Origin of the sequence: Holdemania filiformis, assembly GCF_003459085.1 — a bacterium.
In the GTDB taxonomy this organism is placed as follows: Bacteria; Bacillota_I; Bacilli_A; order Erysipelotrichales; family Erysipelotrichaceae; genus Holdemania; species Holdemania filiformis.
The window spans coordinates 356,595-375,017 of the sequence record NZ_QRUP01000001.1; the positions used below are offsets into that span (position 1 = coordinate 356,595).

Here is an 18,423-nt window from a genome sequence, read left to right on the forward strand (position 1 = left end):
CTTTGGGTGATCAGACCCGTCCGTTTTGATTATTCGCAGAATAACGGTTCAATCTGACCGCGGATGAAGTCGATCCGGTCTTTGACCCGCGGCACAAACGTGGACGCGATCGCGACGACCAGGTTTTTCTGCGGATTGACGTAGATCGCATTGCCGCCGTCGCCCAGCGCCGCAAACGAAGGCTCCGCTTCCTCCACAATCCACCACAGATAGCCGTAGTTTAAATTTCGTTTTTCCCAGCAGCTCTGCGTGCGGGTGCTTTCCTTCAGCCAGGCTTGGGGGATGATCTGTTTTCCGTCCACTTGACCACCATGGATGCAGCACTCGCCGATCGCCGCCATTTCCCGCGCCGAAAGCGTCAGACCCCATCCGGCAGTATTGATCTTGTTCGGTCCGCAGACCCAGCAGCTGTTTGTCGTCGCCTTGTAAAAATCCATCTGTTCTTCTTTCGTTTCAAAGAAAAGGCTTTTCTCTATGGCAATGCCCAGCGGATCAAACAAGTGTTCCCGGGCATAGTCGAGCACTGTTTTTCCGGTTGCGCGCGTCAGGATTCCGCTCAGAATATCCGGGCCGATGATCGGCGCATAGCGAAATTCACCTAATTGTCCCCGCCCGCCGATCTGATTTAACGCGAAGCTGACCCAGTCGTCGCTCATAAAATATTTCGTATAGGGATTAAAGCGAAAGCGATATGGGACCGTCATCGTCAGACAGTGCTTCAGCGTGACCTCACGCAGCAGCTCATGCCCTTTGCGGACTGGAAATTCGGGAAAGAAATCGAGAATTTTCTGATCCACTCCGGTAATTTCCCCGCGTTCCAGAGCGATTCCGATCAACAGGGAAACGATGCTTTTGGTCACGGAGAAGACGTGAAATTGGTTTTCAGCGGTAAAGCCGTTGTAATACGCCTCCAGTTCACGCCGGCCGTTATGGCAGACGACCAGTCCGGCGAGATTGGGATAGTCTGTTTTGATGATTTCGTCGAGAGCGGACAGTTTTTTCGGATCCATATTCTTCCTCTTTTCCTTGTTTATTTTCTAACCGGATAATAGATTTCGGCGCAAAACGCCTGCGGATCATCCCGCGGATCAGAACGATAGACCTCAAACAACGCATCCGCATTGTGATATCCTTCCTCCTCAGCCCATTGAATCTGGCGGGCGTAAACGGCCGGGAAATCCGCGTCCAGACCGCTGACCACAGTTTTCAAACAGAGGCCAGGCTGGAAAAGCCGGGTTTCCTCCGTGGTTTCCCGGACAGGAATCGCAAATTCTGTGTCCAGTCCTTCCTCGCTGAATTCATCGTCATGAAATAAGGTCATCGGCGATCCTTCCATCGTCAATCGTTGTTTTTGAAGTTTATCCAGCAAGATGCCAAAGCTTTGTTGATAGGCCTGCGGGAAATCGCCTTCCCGTACTTTTAAGCGCCGCGAAAGCAGCGTCATCGCCGGCATTTCCGTCAACTCCACCACAATCTCATCCCCGGCGTTGGCCAACGAACAGCCTTGCCGGAGGTTTTCAATGTCCCCGTCCAGCTGCCGCAGCCGTTGATTCAGGAGCGTTTTCTGACGCAGAAGTTCCTGCTTTTTTTCCTGCAGCGCCGCGCTCAGACTGCTTCGCTCGCCATTGAATGTGACGACGAGCAGCTTGATTTCTTCCAGCGTAAAGTTGTAGGCCTTAAGCCGGTTGATCAGCCGCATTGTCCCAAACTGATCTGCGGTATAGAACCGATACCCGGTCGCGGGATTGACAAGCCAAGGCTGAAGCAGACCCATCGTTTCGTAATAGCGCAGTGTTTTCGTTGAAACCCGGCAGATCCTTGAAAATTCGCCGATCGTCAGCATCCTTCTTCCTCCTTTTTCCTGTGTCTGGCTTCAGGATACACCTTGTCCTAAGGGCAAAGTCAAGCGATCAATTCTGGAAATTTTAAACAAAGGAAAAGCGGCGCTGAAACAACGCCGCCGATCGTTAGATTCCTTGGAATATTCCCTAAGAACCGTAATTCCAGAATTATAAACTCTGCCACAAAAAACACGTCAGTTTTAATTTGACAGAGCTTTTTAGCCAATAACGTTTAATCGTCGCTTAGGAATTTCAACTGTCCAAAATATCAAAATGGACCTTGCTTTCTCTTTGTCCTCCATCCCTTTATCCTTGTTTCGCTGAAGGTGAAATAGAAACAATCTAAATTCAGCCATTCTCCTATCTTATTTTATAAATTTATCCTTTAGCTCTTGTTCAGTAAAACACAAGCCAAGATTCGTATGCCGCTGCAAAGAATGCAGTTCCTGCTTGATATATTCCCAAGATTCTTTATAGTTCCCGATTACTGAAAAATCGGACTTAGAAATAAAGTATAAAAATTCCGGAATCTCATTTTTATACTTTCTTGCAAACTGAAAAGCGTCATATTCTTTATCTTTATCCGTACTATTCTGCTTGCCATACAACACATGATCCAAATTGCAAGACATATAGAACATCCTGTATGGAACTTTCCATATTTCCTGACAAGCGCAAAGCTTACTGATATTCGCTTTTTTTTGTTGATTTCTTTTTAAAATTCCCTGTCTATTATTCGTAAAAATTCCTGTCGTTGTATACAATATTCCCGTACACTTCCGATCTTCGACTACATATTCATCAGGGATGAAAGCACCATCCATATCCACGATATGAATGATTTGATCAAAATCATCTTTACCATAATGATTGGAAGACGCATAGGTCCGGATTTCATTCCCAATTTTAGAAGAAACGTTTGCCGGAGAAACACCTCGAGCTGTAGTGATATCACCGTGCATAATATGAATATATACTTTTCGGCTATCATAAATCCGACTGAAGATCATGCCCAGTGCTTCATCATCAGAAGGTCCTTCAACAATTACGAATATGATTTTCTTACGAGCCACGCCATTCACCCGCTTCTCTGAATGCAAACGCAATTTCGTAGTTATTTGTTGGTTCGTAAATTTCTTCACTTTGTTCCCCAAGAACAATATCACGGTAATAAAAATCCCGCAGATTATTATTCGTCTTAACGTTACTCAGGCGAATGTACCGATTGTCTGGATTTGTTGTCGTAAAAGCAATAAAGCCTCGATCCAACGTTTCCAATGGACGCAGGTTATGTGAAGTAAAGATCAGCTGTCCTTTTCCTTTTTCTGATATGATTCTCAAAAGCTCGCCAAGAAGATATTCAAACACCCCTGAATCAATTTCGTCAATCGCGACAGTAATGGATGCTTTATTATAAACGACAATCAGCAGTTGAAGGATGGAGATAATTTTTTTGATTCCCTCTGATTCATACTGCAAAGGTATTTCCCGGTTGTTTTTACAGGATACCAGTTGAATTTTACTGCCTCTTTTTCCATCGGGAAAAAGCTCATTACCCAGGTTTACAACACCGATGGTCAATCCTGGAACAATTTGTTTCAGGACAACGTTCATATTCTCAATGACTTTACAAACGACATCCAAAGTTTCCATCGGGATGAGCGAGGAACCATTCAACTGAATCATTAAATTTCCGATCATGGATTTTCCTTTTTCTTTATCAGCATATTTAAACGCTAACGGCAACGTATTTAATGTAATCAAACCTGAATTCGCTGTATTGATAATGAATAGTTCATAAGCTCCAAAATAGAAAAGTCTGTTAAACAACGCTGAATGATAATGTTCTTTACAATTTTTCCGGATTGCATTCAACAATTCTTTAGAGAAGATAAAGGATCTTGAAGTTTCAGCAGCGTATTTTTTTGCAACAAGCAAATTAGTTTCCGTTGCTTTTTCTTTGCCAACTAAACTTTCGTATTTCGTTGCCGGAATGAAAACCTCATCCGTACGAGTATCAATAATCGGGAGTAATTTCATTTTTAAATCATTACTCTTGTAAGAATAGGAAAGTACTTCATCAAAAATAAGCGCTTTGTTTTTTTCAGAATCATCGCTTATATATTCTTTATTCTCAAACGTTTCTTTTTTATTTTTACATAGTTTGAATTCATAATATACGACGTATTCGCCTTCAGGCTCATCGTCAGTAACCTTAAACTCATATTTCAAAGCGCTGTAGTCAGCATCTACATGGACATAGTCCGCAAAAGTCAAGGGAATAGACTTCATTGTTAACACAGATTTCAAAAGCGATAAAGCATCAATCAGTGCCGTTTTGCCCGAACCATTCTGTCCATATAAGCCAAGAATACTTGATTGATATTCTTTGCGATTATTCTCAAACGTCATTCTCCCATATTTGACATTTTTGAAGTTTCTGATCTCTATACTTTCTAAACGTACAATTGAGTTTTTCACGATCCGAAAACCTCCGTTCTTTTTCTTGATTTCATATTACCACAGGAACAGAACATCTTCAACCAAAATAAAATTCGATACATTTTGTATCATTATTTATAAATTACAAAAGCTTTTCAGCAGACCAAATTAACATTAGCTGTATGAAATATCCCAGTTTATCTTTTACTAGCTTTTGCAATATTCCTTTTCATGAACTGAGTCCCGCGCTGCCATAATTTTCGGCTTATCTCAAAATGCAGGATAAAAAAGGCAGCGACAGAAATCCGGCTTGATTATCATATTCTCTGATTTTCTATATCTCATAATTCGATCCAGCCTGCACCACGAAAACCGAACGGACTGCTCAATCGAGAATCTGACGGATCATCTGCGGATTGTTCAGAAAGCGGCGGTACAGGTTAACCGTCTGCGACTCGTCGTAGCTCACCGGCACCAGCACGTCGTCCTGAATTTCCAGGATTTCCGCCTGCGGACAGGCGAGCAGGATCGGTGAATGGGTCGCGATCACAAGCTGGGAATCCTCCTGAATCAGATCATTCATGATCGCCAGCATCGCGAACTGACCGGTCGGCGACAGCGCGGATTCCGGTTCGTCGAAGATATAAAAGCCATGTCCGGAAAGCCGGCTGCGCAGCAGCGTCAGATAGCTCTCCCCATGCGACATCTTATGCAGCGACACCCCGCCGTAGCCGGTTAACATGCGGCTGTCCTCGGCCGCGATATTTTCAATTTCCGAAGCGACGTTATAAAAGCTTTCAGCCCGGAAAAAGAAGCCGTCACGGCAGCGGCGCACGCCTTTGGCCAGCGTCAGCGCCTGATATAAGGACGAATGGGTTTCCCGCGTCGAAAACTGAAAATTGCGCGTTCCCCCTTCCGGGTTAAAACCCATCCCAACAGCGATCGCTTCGATCAGCGTCGATTTTCCGGTTCCATTATCACCGGTGATAAACGTCAGCGGTTTATGAAACGTCAACGGCTGAAAATGTTGAAACAGCGGGATCGTAAACGGATATTCCGCAGGACGTCCGGTTTCGTCTTCGTTCACACGGACCTGTCGGAGATACAGTTCATAAGCTTCCAGCATGACGGCCTCACCTCTTGAATTTATTGTACCAGAGTAAGTCAAAAAGAACAGGACAACCTGAAAGAATTCAGATCGTCCTGTTTTGTAACGATTCGTTTACTTATCACTCAGATCTTCGCCCTGCGTCGCGATGACCTTGCGGAACCATTCGTAGCTGTCCTTGCGTGTCCGCTTCAGTGTCCCGCTGCCGTCGTTCTGCCGGTCGACATGCACAAATCCATAGCGTTTGCGCATCTCGCCGGTGCCCGCCGACACGATATCGATCGGTCCCCAATACAGATACCCCATCACGTCGCAGCCGTCCGCGATCGCTTCGCGCAGCTGGATCAAATGCTCGCGGATATATTCAACGCGGAAATCATCGTGAATCGCTCCGGTTTCATCCGGCTGTTCGTCCAAACCGATCCCGTTCTCCACGATAAACAGCGGCTTGTGATAGTGATCGGTCAGGAAGTTGCAGACATAGCGCAGCCCCTGCGGATCGACCGGCCAGCGCCAGGGCGCCGGAGAAGTCTGTTTAAGATAGGGATTGTCCAGTCCTGCCGAACCGCCGGTATCCGTCCGGATTTCCGCTCCGGCATGATAAACCGTGCTGCGGTAATAGCTGAACGCGATGTAGTCGACCGGAAAGCTGCGGATCAGTTCCAGCTCATCCTGGGTCATGTCCGGCCGCGATCCATTTTCACGCCAGCTCCGCTGGACATAACCCGGATATTCCCCGCGCACCATAACGTCCAGGAATAACATCTGTTTGTGCTGATGTTCCATCACACCCAGAATATCCTGCGGATCGCAGGTATAAGGATACGTCGCCAGACTGGAGAGCGAAAGCATACAGCCGATCTTCGCCTGCGGATCGATCTGATGGCCCAGCTGCACTGTTTTCGCGTTGGCAACAAACAGATGATGCGCTGCCTGATAGAGCTGACGCTCGGTCAGATCCTGATTGACATGTTCCGGATGCGCAGGGTGAATGTCCAGTACGCCACCGGCCACAAACGGAATTCTGAACAGGTTGTTCACCTCGTTGAACGTCATCCAGTAGTTCACGGCGTTGTGATAACGGCGGAAAACGACATCAACATACTTCATCCAGAAATCGATCATCTTCGGGTTCAGCCAGCCTCCGTATTCCGTCAACAGATGCAGCGGCATTTCATAATGACTCAGCGTGATCACCGGCTCCATACCGCGCCGGCGCATCTGCGCGAACAGCTCGTCGTAATACCGCAGACCGGCTTCGTTGGGCTCCGTTTCGTCGCCGTTGGGGAAAATCCGCGCCCAGGAAATACTCGTGCGGAATGCCTGGAACCCCATTCCTTCCATCAAGGCCAGATCCTCGTTGAAGCGATGATAAAAATCGATCGCTTCATGACTGAGATATACCTTGTCGGCTTTCAGCGCCGGTTCCCATTTCTGCCGCTTTGGATTCCATTTTAAATCCGGTTCGTTCAGAATTCCAACGACCACGTCGGTGACATTTAGCTGCTTGCCGTCCTCCAGATACGCGCCTTCAATCTGATTGGCCGCGACAGCGCCGCCCCATAAAAAGTTTTCAGGAAATGCTTGTCCCATTTTACTCCTCCTTTAGTTTCCTTGATTTTATCTTTATTGTACTGAATTTCATCTTGTTGTGCAGCCAAAAATTCATTTTTTCTGTGTCTCAAGTCCACAACCGCAGCGCCAGGCCGATCATCGGCGGCAGGCTGAACAGCGACAGCAGCGTCGACAAACACACCAACGTTGCTCCATACCGGCAATCCTTCCCCGCTTTCTGTGAGAGCATCGCCAGCAGTACCCCGACCGGCGTACAGCCTGCGATGTAGATCGTCAGCTTCATCTCGGTCAGCGATGCCGGAAGCAGGCTCAGCAAGGCCAGCGATGCCAGCGGCGCCACGACCAGCCGCCCAAAGCTGACCGCGTAACTTTTCCGGTTCGCAAAGATCTCGCGGATCGGGCACTGCGCCAGAAAGACGCCCAGAACGATCATCCCCAGCGGCGTGTTGCATGCGCTTAAAAACGACAGCGTCTGTCCCAGCGCTGAGGGAATCGGCACCGGAAGCAGGAATAAAGCGAACCCGATCAGAAAGGCGATCATCGCCGGATTGCCAAAAATTTTACGCCAGCGGATTCCCGCGGCATCGCCAGTGATCAGCGTCAGTCCGACCGTCCAGACAAACAGCGGCATGACCGTTAAATAGATTGTCAGATAAAACAGACAACCCTCGCCCAACAGCTGAGACACCAGCGGAATTCCGATGAACCCGGCGTTGCAGAAGGCGACGCCGAACTGTTCGACGCCCTGACCGCCGGGAAACATCAGCCGGGCGCTGATTAACGCCGCCAGGACAACGATCACGCTGACCCCGGCCGCCAGCGCGCCCTGCTTGAATAGCTGGACGTCAAACGGCAGCGCCAGCGACGAAATCATCAGCGCCGGATTGCACAGATACAACAACAGCTGCGTCAGCTGCCGCGAGCCCTCGTCGCTGATGAGATGAACGCGGTAGGCCCCAGCCCCAGCGAGCATTAATAGAAACATCACTGTCACCTGTTCAAATACCAGGCTCATTTTAATTTCCTCCCCTTAATTAATAAGAACAGCGACGCCTCGCTGTCCTGATCGTTATGACTTGGGTAACACTGACGGCTACAATTCTTCACCGTTGGTTTCGATGATCTGCTTATATGCGGCATAGCTGTCCTTGCAATAGCGGCGCTTGCTGCCCTGGCCGTTTTCATCCTGATCGACATAGATGAATCCATAACGCTTGCTCATCTCGCTGGTGCCGGAGGAAATCAAGTCAATCGGTCCCCACCACGTGTACCCGATGACGTCGCAGCCGTCCTGCACCGCTTCCTTCAGCGCTTTCAGATGCCGTTTCAGATAATCGATCCGGTAGTCGTCATGCACGGTGTTTTCCGCGTTCAGCGTTTCAATTTTGCCGATTCCGTTTTCGAGGATGAAGATCGGTTTTCCATACCGGTCGTAAACTTTATTCGTCAGATACCGCAGACCGTCCGGATCGATCTGCCAGCCCCATTCGTTGGCCTTCAGATGCGGATTTTTCAATCCCGAAGTCAGGTTGCCGCTGGTGCGTTCCTTCTTGTCAGTAGCCGCGGCCGTGACGATCGACTGGTAATAAGAATAGCCGACCCAGTCCGCTGTCCCCTGCTTCAAAAGCTCCAGTTCGCCATCCTCAATCTGAAGATGGATCTGGTTCTGTTCAAAATAGGTTTTAGCGAAATACGGATATTCGCCCTTCGCCTGCACGTCCAGAAACAACAGGTTGGTGATCCGGTCAAATTCTTCGTTGGCAATCACGTCCCGCGGGTCGCAAGAATACGGATAGGAGGTCACATAGGCGACCATGCAGCCCATTTTTAAATCCGGATAGTGCTGATGGGCGTACTGAACAATTTTAGCCGCCGTGACAAACTGATTGTGAATCGCCTGCCAGCGCCGGTTCTCAAATTCAACACCCTCGCCGTTGCAGACCCCCAGACCCTTAAACGGAGCTAACAGACCGCAGTTGATCTCGTTGAACGGCAGCCAGTATTTGACGTCGTGATGATACCGGTCGATCAGCGTTTTAAAATAACGATAGTAATAGTCGATGATTTCCCGGTTGGTATAGCCGCCATAGTTCTCCCAGATCTCAATTGGCGGATCAAAATGCGACATCGTGACGAGCGGTTCCATGTTCCATTTGCGGCATTCACGGATCACGCCGTCGTAATAAGCCAGCGCTTTTGCGTTCGGTTCGCGGTCGCCGACATGTGGGAAGACGCGGGAAATCGCGATCGAGAAGCGGAATACCTTAAATCCCATCTTCGCCATCAGCGCGATATCCTCGGCATAGGTGTGATAGAAATCGATACCCCAGCGTTTCGGATAGTCCAGCAAATCTCCAGTTCTGCCTTCGGCAATCTCCTTGTCGGTGATCCAGGCCTGGCCGAAATTCTGACGCTGGTTCGGATCGATGCGCTTGACGATATCCGGGAACGTCAGCGTCCGGCCGTCGGCGTCATACGCCCCCTCAGCCTGGCAGGCGCTGATTGCCCCGCCCCAAAGAAAATCATGGCGGAAATTTTTATTCATGACTCAAGTCCTCCCCGTTGGTCGCAATGACCTGCTTGTACCAGTCGAACGATTTCTTTTTGCGGCGTGCTCCGCTGCCCTGGTTGTAGTCGTCCAGATCGACGTAAATAAACCCATACCGCTTGGACATCTGACTGGTCGAAGCGCTGACCAGATCGATGCACGCCCAGGAGGTGTAGCCCATGACCTCGACACCGTCCGCGATCGCTTCGGCAATCTGTTCAAAATGGGACTGGAAATATTCGATCCGGTAATCGTCATCGATCGTGCCGTCCGGGTTGACCTGATCGTTGTAGCCCAGTCCGTTTTCCACGATCCACAACGGTTTCTGATAGCGGTCATAGAGATCGATCAACGAGATTTTCAACCCTTCCGGATCGATCTGCCAGCCCCACTCGGACGTCGGCAGGTAGGGATTTTTAACACCGGTCGCCAGGTTGCCGCCGACCTTCTCACGCTGGTCGGCATGGACGGACTGAACCATACTCATGTAATAAGAGAATGAAATGAAATCCACGGTGTGCAGCTTGAGAATTTCCTCATCCCCGGCCGCCATGGGAATTTCAAAGCCTTTGTCAGACCATTCCTTTTTAATCCAGCGCGGATATTCGCCGCGCACCTGCACGTCGGTATACAGGGAATTCATCCGGTTGTCTTTCTGCGCCAGATAGATATCCTTAGGATTGCACGTTTCCGGATAGGTCATCGTTTTGGTCACCATGCAGCCGATCTGAAACTGCGGGTTGATCTGCCGGGCGAGCTTTGTCGCCAGCGCGGAAGCGACCAGCTGATGATGCAGCGCTTTGTAAATGGCTTCCTCGGCCTTCAGCTTGGACGGATAGTTTTCCTCGACGATTCCGACGGTCGTAAACGGATGACGGAACACCGAATCGATTTCGTTAAACGTCAGCCAGTATTTCACCAGATCCTTATACCGGTTGAAGCAGACCTCGGCATAGCGGACAAAATGATCGACGACCTCGCGCGACGCCCAGCCTTCGCCGTGGGTCACGAAATACAGCGGCATTTCGTAGTGCGACAGCGTGACTAACGGTTCGATATGAGCCTTGCGCAGCTCCTTAAATACATCTTCGTAGAACTGCAGGCCTTTTTCATTTGGCTGTTCCTCGATCCCGTTCGGGAAAATCCGCGTCCAGGCAATCGACATACGGAAGGTCTTAAAGCCCATTTCCTGAAACAGCGCGATATCTTCTTTATAATGATGGTAGAAATCAATGCCGTGACGCTTCGGATAATAAACTTCGTTTTCCGTCTTCAGCGCCGCTTCAATATCGGCGGGTGACGTATGCCATTGGGCAACGTAGTCTTTTTTATCGACATCCGGCTTAAACCGGGCGACATCGGCAACCGAAACTCCCTTCCCGTCAACGTTCCATGCGCCTTCGCACTGGTTAGCGGCGACAGCGCCGCCCCATAAAAATCCTGCTGGAAACTTTCCCATTGTATCCTCCTTTTTTAATTAGAAATCCGGGAAGCCGAGGTTGATCCTTCCGCTTCCCGAAAATAACATGCTTTGTCTTAGTTGCCAGCTTCCTTCTGCGCCTGTTTGTTGGACATCAGAACAAACGGAATCCAGACTAACGTCGTCACCGCGATGATGATCAGCTGCACGACAACGCCCTGCCAGCCGTGGCCGATAAACGCACCGATCATGATCGGCAAACCAAACGGCGCGTCGACCGTGTTGCACGGCATAAAGCCGATGTTGGTCGCCAACAGTGCAATCGCTGTGGCAATGCCTGAATTGAAGATAAACGGAATCGCAAATGTCGGGTTGAGTACTAACGGCAGGCCGAAGACGACCGGCTCGGAAATACCGCACAGCGCCGGAATCGCGCCTAGCTTGGCGATCATACGGTGATCTTCACGCTTCGAGAACAGGAAGATCGCGATGATTAAGGATAAGATCATTCCCGCGCCGCCAGCGACGATGAAGAAGGTCCAGAAGCCCATCGTGACCGGCTGGTTGGCGACGGAGCCGGCCGCTACTGCGGCGGTGTTGGCCGCGATGGCCGCACTCATTAACGGATTGCGGATCGGCGAGATAATCAGACCGCCGTGGATGCCTAAGAACCAGAAGATCTGCGAAATAATGACAATGCCGATAATGCCGGCCGGCGACTGGAAGATGACTTCCAACGGCGACTGAATCACTGAGTACACCCATTCGTTAAGATAGCTGCCGGTCGCGAGATAGAACAGAATACCGCCGACGGCTGTAATCGTCAATGTGATCAGAATCGGAATCAGGGTGTTGAACGACTGAGAGATCGCAGCCGGTACTGACGGCGGCATCTTGATCTTGATCGCTTCAAATTTCATGAGCCGGGCAAAGATTTTCTCCGCGATGACCGCGATGATCATGCCGATGAACAATCCCTGCGCGCCCAAAGTCGTCGAAGCCAGACCCGCAGCGCTGTTGGCCACGCCGTCGACCAGACCGGCAACAGTCTGCGGAATGACAGTAATGTATGCGCAGGCGGCGGCCACTCCTGCCAATTGCGGCGGCAGATTGTCGTTTTTCGCCAGATTCATCGCGATTAAGAACACGATCGGAATCGTCATAAACGACATCGTCGCGAAGTTGATCGCGGTGAAGGCTGGTTTTAAGGAGGCGGCGGCCGGTATTAAGGCGGCCAGACCGATGCTGGTGGAACAGATCAGCGTGTTGAACAGCGTGGCAAACGAGCCCACGATGATGAACGGCATGTACGCGGTAAACGCGTTTTTAATCGCGGTCAGATACTGATTGCCGTCAACCTTTTCGGCGACCAGCAGCAGCGCGTCTTCAAATTTTTCTGAAAAAGCCATATTCTCCCCCTCTTACTTCTTAGCCAGATTTTCGGCTTGTTCCAAAACCTTCGCCCCGTTGCAGGTTCCGTAAGCAACCGGATCGATAACGGCGATCGGCGCCTGGTCGCCGACGATCTTGGTGACCTTGCGCAGGATATGCCGGACCTGCGGTCCTAACAACAGGACGTCGAAATTGCCTAATTCTTCCTGGATCTGGCCCTGTTCGACCGCCCAGATTTTATAATCCTTGCCTTGTTCCTTGGCGGCTTCCTGCATTTTGGAAACGACTAAGCTGGTGGACATGCCCGCGCAGCAGGCTAACATGATTCTCATTCTGAATCCTCCTTTTTTAATAAGCTTGATAACAGACGATAGATGTTCAGGAATTCTTCTGCCTGATCGGCCATCATCATGGCGGTCGTCAGGTGATCCTGGGCGTGCACCATCATCAGCGATACTTCCTGTTTTTCGCCGCGGGCTTCCCCTTGAATCAGCTCCGTCTGCGTCTGATGCGCCAGGCGGAGATCCTCTCTGGCTTCCTTGATCAGAGCTTCAGCTTCCGCAAAGTTGTAATCCCGGGCCTCTTCAATGGCCATCATGGATTTTGATTTTGAATTGCCTGCGTTCAGGATCAACCCAAATGCTGTTTCATACATTTCCATACGATTCCTCCCTGGCTGTGATCTCAAATGGTTGCAGCCTCATTTGATCTGGTTTCATCATACAGGGAAATTCATTCACGTTCCATAGATCCTTTTTCCGCTTTGAATCCGGAAATGAAAATGGAATGCGGAAATTCATTTCAATCCGGAAAACACGGTAAACCAAAAAAACGCCCGGTTCCTTTAATGGAACCGAACGTCTGTCATTGAAGACTGATTCTTACAAGCCTAAAGGCAAAACGCGGCAGACGCTGCGGGCTGTCAGGATGCAGTCAATTATTCAGATCTTCCTCAATCGTCCTGAAGATCCGCATCAGCGTGGCATAGCGTTTTTCATGCAGCAGCAGCCGCACATAATCCTTCGACGTTAAAAACTTGCTTGTCAGCGTATAAAATTTCTGTAAGTCGCGGTTTTTCCCTTTTTCAATCGAAAGCAGGAAAACCAGCTGGACTTTCTTTTTATCCCACAAAATCGGCCGTTTCAGCAGCGCGACGCAGACGAAGGTTTCGTCCGTACAGACGCGGTAAGGATGAGGAATCGCAATCAGGTTGCCGAATTCCGTCACAGCCTTCTTTTCCCGCAGCAGGATCAGCTCCTTGAAATTACGCGGAACTTTGTAAAAATTACGGATCCGCGCCGACATGTAGTCGATGACTTCCGTTTTATTTTTCGCCGGCACATTGACAAGAAACAAATTCGGATCAAAAAAATGCTCGATCGAACTGGTTCCGGACTGAGCCAGCACACGCTTGATCTTCGATTCATCCCGCGTTTGCATGAAATACTGCACGCGCAGGATCGACACCGGCAGCTTGACCGGAATTTCAACGGTGCTGATAACGAGGTCAACGTCGGAGAAATCAATCCGGTCGAGCGTCAGAACGTCGCAGGTCATCAGCTGATTGATATACTTGCCGAACTTATCGCGGTACTGATACTCCAACAGCTCCGCGGTGCCGCGCCCGGTACTGCAGACGATCACGATGTTTTTGCGGCGGATCGTTTCGCGCTTGCGCTCCAGCGCCAGATTGATGTGCAGCGCGATGTAGCCGATCTCATCCTCGCTGATCTCCTTCTGATAGCGTTCTTTCAGCACGCCGCAGGCCGTCGTGGCGATCATAAACGCCAGCATATAATGATTTTTTATTTCCTTTAACAACGGATTGCGCATATTCAGATCATACTGCAGACGATTTTCCAGCGGCACCAAATGCAGGGCCAGGACTAACCGCAGGTTCAGATCGCTGCTTAAATCCAGGTTCATTTCATCGTCGACGACCCGCAGCATCTCGTCGACCGTTTCATACATTGTTTCGCTGATGATGCAGTTCTCCTGCTGCGGTGATTTGATCATCTGCTTGCCGAGCAGGTGAATGACGATATAGCCGCATTCGCTTTCCGGAATGACGACGGAAAACGCCTGTTCGATGCAGCCGACGATTTTCTGCGCCAGCGGATACAACGGCTTGGCTTTCAGTTCTTCCAGTTTCTGCGGCGTCATCGGCACATGATTGCCGCTGACAATGCGCTGCAGTGCGATCAGCAGATGCATCGCCAAATTGTTAAACGCGAAGTCGCTCATAAAAAACTGCGCTTCTTCAAAAACAGTTTCCAGAATTTCAGAGATCCGCTGCAGCTGACCCTGGCGCTGATCCGCCTCCGGCTGATCTTCCATCATCGAAGTCAGACACGTTGAAAGGCATTGGCGATAATCGAATTCGCTGCCTTCGATCTTTAATCCATAATGCGGCCGAACCGTCAGCTTTAAATTATAACTCTCCAAAATTTCACGGACCGTCTTGAGATCCTGGGAAATCGAGCTTTGGCTTAAAAACAACAGATCGCACAGTTCCTCAGTCTTCACATAGTCCTCATGCGCAAGCAGATATTCCAGGATAAAGCGAACACGCTGCTGGGGTGTCGCGGGCATTTCTGTCCGCGGCGCCTGAGTTTTCCCCGCCAAAACCGGATCAAGAATCTCAACGCGGTAACCGAACTTCGGCTTACTGATGAGCGCCATCCCATAATCCGGCAGCTCCTCAGCCAGCTGCTTCAGCTCGCTGCGCACCGTTCGATCGGACAGCTCCAGCTGTTGAGCGATAAAGGAAGCCGTCGTGTACGTTTCTTCATCCAGATATTTTAAAATGGCTTTCTGACGCTGGTTCAGCATGCGATCACCCCCCTCTTTTAAAGAGTACCATGATTTTAATTCATTTTCAAAAAAACCGTTCGTTTTCTGCAACGGTTTTTGGAATCCGCTGAGCCGGACACTGCAAATAAAAAATCTGGACACCGACTTGACAAAAAAGCTTCTTCGATTTAATATTAAATTAGTTTTAAAAAGTATTTGAATAGTAGCTCATTAATAAGGGAGGCGCTCGCCATGGCTGATGCCGGAATGCTTAAGCAGATCAATCTTCAAAAAATAAGGAACGCCTTTTTAGCGGGTGAACCTTTCAGTAAGACCGAGCTGGCGGAAAAAACCGGTTTGAGCTTCCCGACGGTCGGCAAGATTGTCGACGAAATGGTCAGGACCCGGCAGCTGCAGATTGTCGGAACCCGGAATTCTTCGGGCGGACGATGCAGCCGGATCTACCAATACAACGCTGACTTCCGCAACGCGATCGCGATGATCCTGGAAGGTCAGAATCTTGACTGGTTCATCCTCGACAGCCTGGGCATGACGAAAAACCAGGGCCGGATTGAAATTGACGGCGACTTATTGGGAACGCTGACCGGGCTGCTTCTGCAAGCCCGCCGGCAGGAACCCTCGCTGTGCTGCTTCTGTCTGGGTATTGCCGCGAATACTAACGGCGAAACCGTCCAGCAAAGCTTTGAATATCCGCAGCTCAAAGGCATGAACCTGTTAAAAGAGCTGGAATGCGCCAGCGGACTGAAAGGCTCCTTGGGCAACGATATGTGGATCTCCGCGGAAGGCTGCTGGCAGCGCTGCCGGATGAACGATCATACGACGTTGATCAGCTTCTATTTAGGCAGCTGCGGATTTGGCTCCAGTTTTGTTGTCGGCGGCAAAACGATCAAAGGCGCTCATCAGGTCGCGGGGGAGATTGAACTGCTGCCGTGGATCCGCGAAGCCGGACTGAACGCGAACCAGTGGCCGGATACACTGCCGGAAACGATCCTGCGCTGTATCCTGACCTACGCGATCATCACCGATCCGGATTTCATCCAGTTATATACTCATCCATTCTTCGTCGATCACTTCGATGAAATTCAAGCCCAGCTCAACGCCTGCTTTGCCGGAGTCCAGCCGCCGGCGCTGCTCTTATCCGATGATTTCCGCGCCGATTATGAAATCGGTCTGAGCTGCCGGGCAATGCGGTTAATGAATCCGCAAGAGGTTTCAGCATGAAAACCTATACGCATCTTGTCTTTGATATCGACGGTACGCTGCTGAATACGGAGCTGGCCGTGCTGCATTCTCTGCAATGGGCGCTGAAACGCCAGGGGATCGAATTACCACTGGATCAGCTGCGGTTTGCTTTGGGTATCCCCGGAACAGACGCGCTGAAACGATTTCCTCTAGCTCATCCGGATCAGGTGCTGCGCGAATGGGATGCGAAATATACCGAATTTCTTGATGAAATCACAATCTTTGAAGGAATTCCCGAGCTGCTTAAAACCTTGCGCGATCACGGCGTCGCCCTGGGAATCATCACGTCCAAGACTCAGATCGAGCTGGCGCAGGATTTCGGTGCGCTGGGATTAGCCGAATATTTCTCCGTCATCGTCACCGCCGACGATACCGTTCAGCACAAGCCGGACGCTGAACCGATGCGGCATTACCTTATGCGCAGCGGCGCAGGCGCGGCGGAAACCATTTATATCGGCGATGCGGATTACGATATGCAATGTGCGCTGCGGGCCGGCTGCGACTGTGCGCTGGCGCAATGGGGCCGGACAGACAAGCCAAACACCACTCCGACCTGGATTCTGAAACAGGTTGAGGATGTCTGGCAGTTAGTCGGAATGACCCCGGATCCTTCCCGCAGATAAAATTACTTATTCCGATACAGAGGACGGATCTGACTGAATCCATAAGCAGTCCTCCCGATTCGTCCGTCTGTTCGTAAAAAGCCCCGGGCGCTTACCCCAGGGCTTTTTTCTATTAGTTGAATGAACAGAAGCGTTGTGTTTTACGTTTGTCCGATGCTGGTATGTCCGTGACCCTCAATCGAACACTACGATCGCGTCCGGCCGTTTGATCCGCAGCGCCAGCGTTTCCAGAATCCGGAACACATGATTGAAATCCTTGGTTTCCAGATAACCTGTGCTCAGATCCATTCCTAACGCCAAATCGACGTTTTCCGGTTCCGCCGCGATCAGCAGCGCATGATTTTGCTTCAGCACCGGCGATTTTAAGACCGGTCCGTCGATCAGCCGCGCGATCCGGTCGACTTCCAACATGCCGGTACCTGGCTGAATTCGCTGTAAATCCAACATCCGATCCGGACTCAGCACCAGCGTAACACCGCTGACATAACCGCGGCTTTCCAGCTCGTTCAAGCCTTTGGCGATATCCGCAAACGCGTTCTCACTCTGACTCCAGTCGCCGCGCACGCAATGCACTGCCCCTTCGGTATTGGCTAATCCGGTGACTCCCGCCGCAGGATTGCCGAAGAAAATGAGTTCATCTTCGCGCCGGGCCAATTTGCGCGCCGCTTCCAGAATCCGCGAGCGATCTAACGAGGCACCGCTTTCCACGCTTTCTAAATCACGCCACAATAAAGTAAAATCCTCAAATAACTGAATTAACGGCTGAAAGCGGCGGCCGCGGATCTGACCAAGGCCCGCTTCCAGCTCCTCCGTCATCGCCGAGCTGTCAACGATCACGCTCTGCGCGCCTGCACCCAGCGGACCGGCCAGCGATAAAAACCGGCGGCCGGTCAACAGCTTCCGGGCCGTTTCAATAACCGCTTCGTCGATCTGATTCCATAACGCCGCATTGATCGGCGCGGATTCTCTGCCTAAAACATCCATCTTGATTCTCCTTTCTACTCTTTGAGCGATCCGACCGTCATTCCGGTCTTCACTTCAGCATTTTTTGTAATTCCCAAGTCTTCCAGCATTTCCTTCACTTCAGATTCACCGGCTAAGAAATGATCGGTTTCCGATGGATCCAAATAACGCATTAAGGTGATCAGTTCGCCCATGTGCGCCTTTTCTTCATCGCGGATATCCTCCAGTACTTTTTTCGCGGCGAGATCGTCCGTCGCTAAAATATGGGATTCGTATAGATAAATGGCTTCCAATTCGCCGGCGATATCGAGGCGGATCGCCTGCATCAGTTCGGCGTTGGTCATCTTTCGGTTGACGTTTCCTTGAAATGGATTCGCAAAGTTTGGCATGTTTATCCCTCCTTGGTTTCATTAAACCACATATCCCAGCATTTTACAATAGCGATAATCATTATC

The 18,423-nt window shown here is 50.2% G+C and carries 17 protein-coding genes; 2 read left to right on the forward strand and 15 right to left on the reverse strand.

The genetic code is table 11. The features are described 5' to 3' along the window. Positions 1 to 29 precede the first annotated feature (29 nt). From DWY25_RS01810 to DWY25_RS01870, 13 genes are all read right to left on the reverse strand, one after another. Positions 30 to 1,010, reverse strand: coding sequence for a serine hydrolase domain-containing protein (locus tag DWY25_RS01810; protein ID WP_117892907.1), 981 nt, complete (start codon positions 1,008 to 1,010; stop codon positions 30 to 32). A gap of 20 nt (positions 1,011 to 1,030) precedes the next feature. Then, complete coding sequence (locus DWY25_RS01815; protein WP_117892910.1) at positions 1,031 to 1,843, reverse strand: MerR family transcriptional regulator; 813 nt, start codon at positions 1,841 to 1,843, stop codon at positions 1,031 to 1,033. Between the two features lie 363 nt (positions 1,844 to 2,206). After that, positions 2,207 to 2,914: a hypothetical protein gene (locus DWY25_RS01820; RefSeq protein WP_117892912.1), complete on the reverse strand. Its 708-nt coding sequence runs from the start codon at positions 2,912 to 2,914 to the stop codon at positions 2,207 to 2,209. After that, entirely contained in the window at positions 2,904 to 4,322 is a 1,419-nt protein-coding gene (locus DWY25_RS01825) for an AAA family ATPase (protein ID WP_181981646.1), read from the reverse strand. The genes DWY25_RS01820 and DWY25_RS01825 overlap by 11 nt, the downstream gene beginning before the upstream one ends. Positions 4,323 to 4,668: 346 nt before the next feature. Beyond that, positions 4,669 to 5,409, reverse strand: a complete 741-nt coding sequence (locus DWY25_RS01830) for an AAA family ATPase (protein ID WP_117892915.1) — start codon at positions 5,407 to 5,409, stop codon at positions 4,669 to 4,671. Positions 5,410 to 5,505: 96 nt separating this feature from the next. After that, on the reverse strand, positions 5,506 to 6,984 hold the full coding sequence (locus DWY25_RS01835; RefSeq protein WP_117892918.1) for a glycoside hydrolase family 1 protein: 1,479 nt from the start codon (positions 6,982 to 6,984) through the stop codon (positions 5,506 to 5,508). A gap of 88 nt (positions 6,985 to 7,072) precedes the next feature. Then, positions 7,073 to 7,981 carry an AEC family transporter gene (locus DWY25_RS01840; RefSeq protein WP_117892921.1) on the reverse strand — a complete coding sequence of 303 codons (909 nt, stop codon included), beginning with the start codon at positions 7,979 to 7,981 and terminating at the stop codon, positions 7,073 to 7,075. A gap of 78 nt (positions 7,982 to 8,059) precedes the next feature. Further along, the gene (locus DWY25_RS01845) at positions 8,060 to 9,511 is read right to left on the reverse strand and encodes a glycoside hydrolase family 1 protein (RefSeq protein WP_117892924.1); all 1,452 of its coding nucleotides are present in this window, start codon (positions 9,509 to 9,511) and stop codon (positions 8,060 to 8,062) included. After that, entirely contained in the window at positions 9,504 to 10,973 is a 1,470-nt protein-coding gene (locus tag DWY25_RS01850) for a glycoside hydrolase family 1 protein (RefSeq protein ID WP_117892927.1), read from the reverse strand. Before DWY25_RS01850 ends, DWY25_RS01845 begins: the two co-directional genes overlap by 8 nt. A 77-nt stretch (positions 10,974 to 11,050) precedes the next feature. Continuing rightward, positions 11,051 to 12,343, reverse strand: coding sequence for a PTS sugar transporter subunit IIC (locus tag DWY25_RS01855; protein ID WP_117892930.1), 1,293 nt, complete (start codon positions 12,341 to 12,343; stop codon positions 11,051 to 11,053). Positions 12,344 to 12,355: 12 nt separating this feature from the next. Beyond that, the gene (locus DWY25_RS01860; RefSeq protein WP_117892933.1) at positions 12,356 to 12,658 is read right to left on the reverse strand and encodes a PTS sugar transporter subunit IIB; all 303 of its coding nucleotides are present in this window, start codon (positions 12,656 to 12,658) and stop codon (positions 12,356 to 12,358) included. Then, positions 12,655 to 12,987: a PTS lactose/cellobiose transporter subunit IIA gene (locus DWY25_RS01865; RefSeq protein ID WP_117892936.1), complete on the reverse strand. Its 333-nt coding sequence runs from the start codon at positions 12,985 to 12,987 to the stop codon at positions 12,655 to 12,657. The genes DWY25_RS01860 and DWY25_RS01865 overlap by 4 nt, the downstream gene beginning before the upstream one ends. Positions 12,988 to 13,259: 272 nt before the next feature. Beyond that, entirely contained in the window at positions 13,260 to 15,158 is a 1,899-nt protein-coding gene (locus tag DWY25_RS01870; RefSeq protein WP_117892939.1) for a BglG family transcription antiterminator, read from the reverse strand. Between the two features lie 213 nt (positions 15,159 to 15,371). Here DWY25_RS01870 and DWY25_RS01875 point away from each other — a divergent pair, with 213 nt between their 5' ends. Next, a complete protein-coding gene (locus DWY25_RS01875) occupies positions 15,372 to 16,361 on the forward strand; it encodes an ROK family protein (RefSeq protein ID WP_117892942.1) in 990 nt (329 codons plus the stop codon). Beyond that, positions 16,358 to 17,005: an HAD family hydrolase gene (locus DWY25_RS01880; protein WP_117892945.1), complete on the forward strand. Its 648-nt coding sequence runs from the start codon at positions 16,358 to 16,360 to the stop codon at positions 17,003 to 17,005. Before DWY25_RS01875 ends, DWY25_RS01880 begins: the two co-directional genes overlap by 4 nt. Positions 17,006 to 17,179: 174 nt before the next feature. Here the strand turns inward: DWY25_RS01880 and DWY25_RS01885 are convergent, their stop codons facing one another. Continuing rightward, positions 17,180 to 17,989: a family 1 encapsulin nanocompartment shell protein gene (locus DWY25_RS01885; RefSeq protein WP_117892948.1), complete on the reverse strand. Its 810-nt coding sequence runs from the start codon at positions 17,987 to 17,989 to the stop codon at positions 17,180 to 17,182. A gap of 14 nt (positions 17,990 to 18,003) precedes the next feature. Continuing rightward, positions 18,004 to 18,357, reverse strand: coding sequence for a demethoxyubiquinone hydroxylase family protein (locus tag DWY25_RS01890; RefSeq protein ID WP_039865125.1), 354 nt, complete (start codon positions 18,355 to 18,357; stop codon positions 18,004 to 18,006). Positions 18,358 to 18,423: the final 66 nt, after the last annotated feature.

Excerpts from the sequence above, each read along its gene's own strand:
- DWY25_RS01865 (WP_117892936.1), bottom strand. The coding sequence starts at position 12,987 with ATGGAAATGTATGAAACAGCATTTGGGTTGATCCTGAACGCAGGCAAT.
- DWY25_RS01810 (WP_117892907.1), bottom strand. The coding sequence starts at position 1,010 with ATGGATCCGAAAAAACTGTCCGCTCTCGACGAAATCATCAAAACAGAC.
- DWY25_RS01830 (WP_117892915.1), bottom strand. The coding sequence starts at position 5,409 with ATGCTGGAAGCTTATGAACTGTATCTCCGACAGGTCCGTGTGAACGAA.
- DWY25_RS01890 (WP_039865125.1), bottom strand. The coding sequence starts at position 18,357 with ATGCCAAACTTTGCGAATCCATTTCAAGGAAACGTCAACCGAAAGATG.
- DWY25_RS01875 (WP_117892942.1), top strand. The coding sequence starts at position 15,372 with ATGGCTGATGCCGGAATGCTTAAGCAGATCAATCTTCAAAAAATAAGG.
- DWY25_RS01885 (WP_117892948.1), bottom strand. The coding sequence starts at position 17,989 with ATGGATGTTTTAGGCAGAGAATCCGCGCCGATCAATGCGGCGTTATGG.
- DWY25_RS01850 (WP_117892927.1), bottom strand. The coding sequence starts at position 10,973 with ATGGGAAAGTTTCCAGCAGGATTTTTATGGGGCGGCGCTGTCGCCGCT.
- DWY25_RS01870 (WP_117892939.1), bottom strand. The coding sequence starts at position 15,158 with ATGCTGAACCAGCGTCAGAAAGCCATTTTAAAATATCTGGATGAAGAA.
- DWY25_RS01835 (WP_117892918.1), bottom strand. The coding sequence starts at position 6,984 with ATGGGACAAGCATTTCCTGAAAACTTTTTATGGGGCGGCGCTGTCGCG.
- DWY25_RS01815 (WP_117892910.1), bottom strand. The coding sequence starts at position 1,843 with ATGCTGACGATCGGCGAATTTTCAAGGATCTGCCGGGTTTCAACGAAA.
- DWY25_RS01860 (WP_117892933.1), bottom strand. The coding sequence starts at position 12,658 with ATGAGAATCATGTTAGCCTGCTGCGCGGGCATGTCCACCAGCTTAGTC.
- DWY25_RS01880 (WP_117892945.1), top strand. The coding sequence starts at position 16,358 with ATGAAAACCTATACGCATCTTGTCTTTGATATCGACGGTACGCTGCTG.
- DWY25_RS01845 (WP_117892924.1), bottom strand. The coding sequence starts at position 9,511 with ATGAATAAAAATTTCCGCCATGATTTTCTTTGGGGCGGGGCAATCAGC.
- DWY25_RS01855 (WP_117892930.1), bottom strand. The coding sequence starts at position 12,343 with ATGGCTTTTTCAGAAAAATTTGAAGACGCGCTGCTGCTGGTCGCCGAA.
- DWY25_RS01840 (WP_117892921.1), bottom strand. The coding sequence starts at position 7,981 with ATGAGCCTGGTATTTGAACAGGTGACAGTGATGTTTCTATTAATGCTC.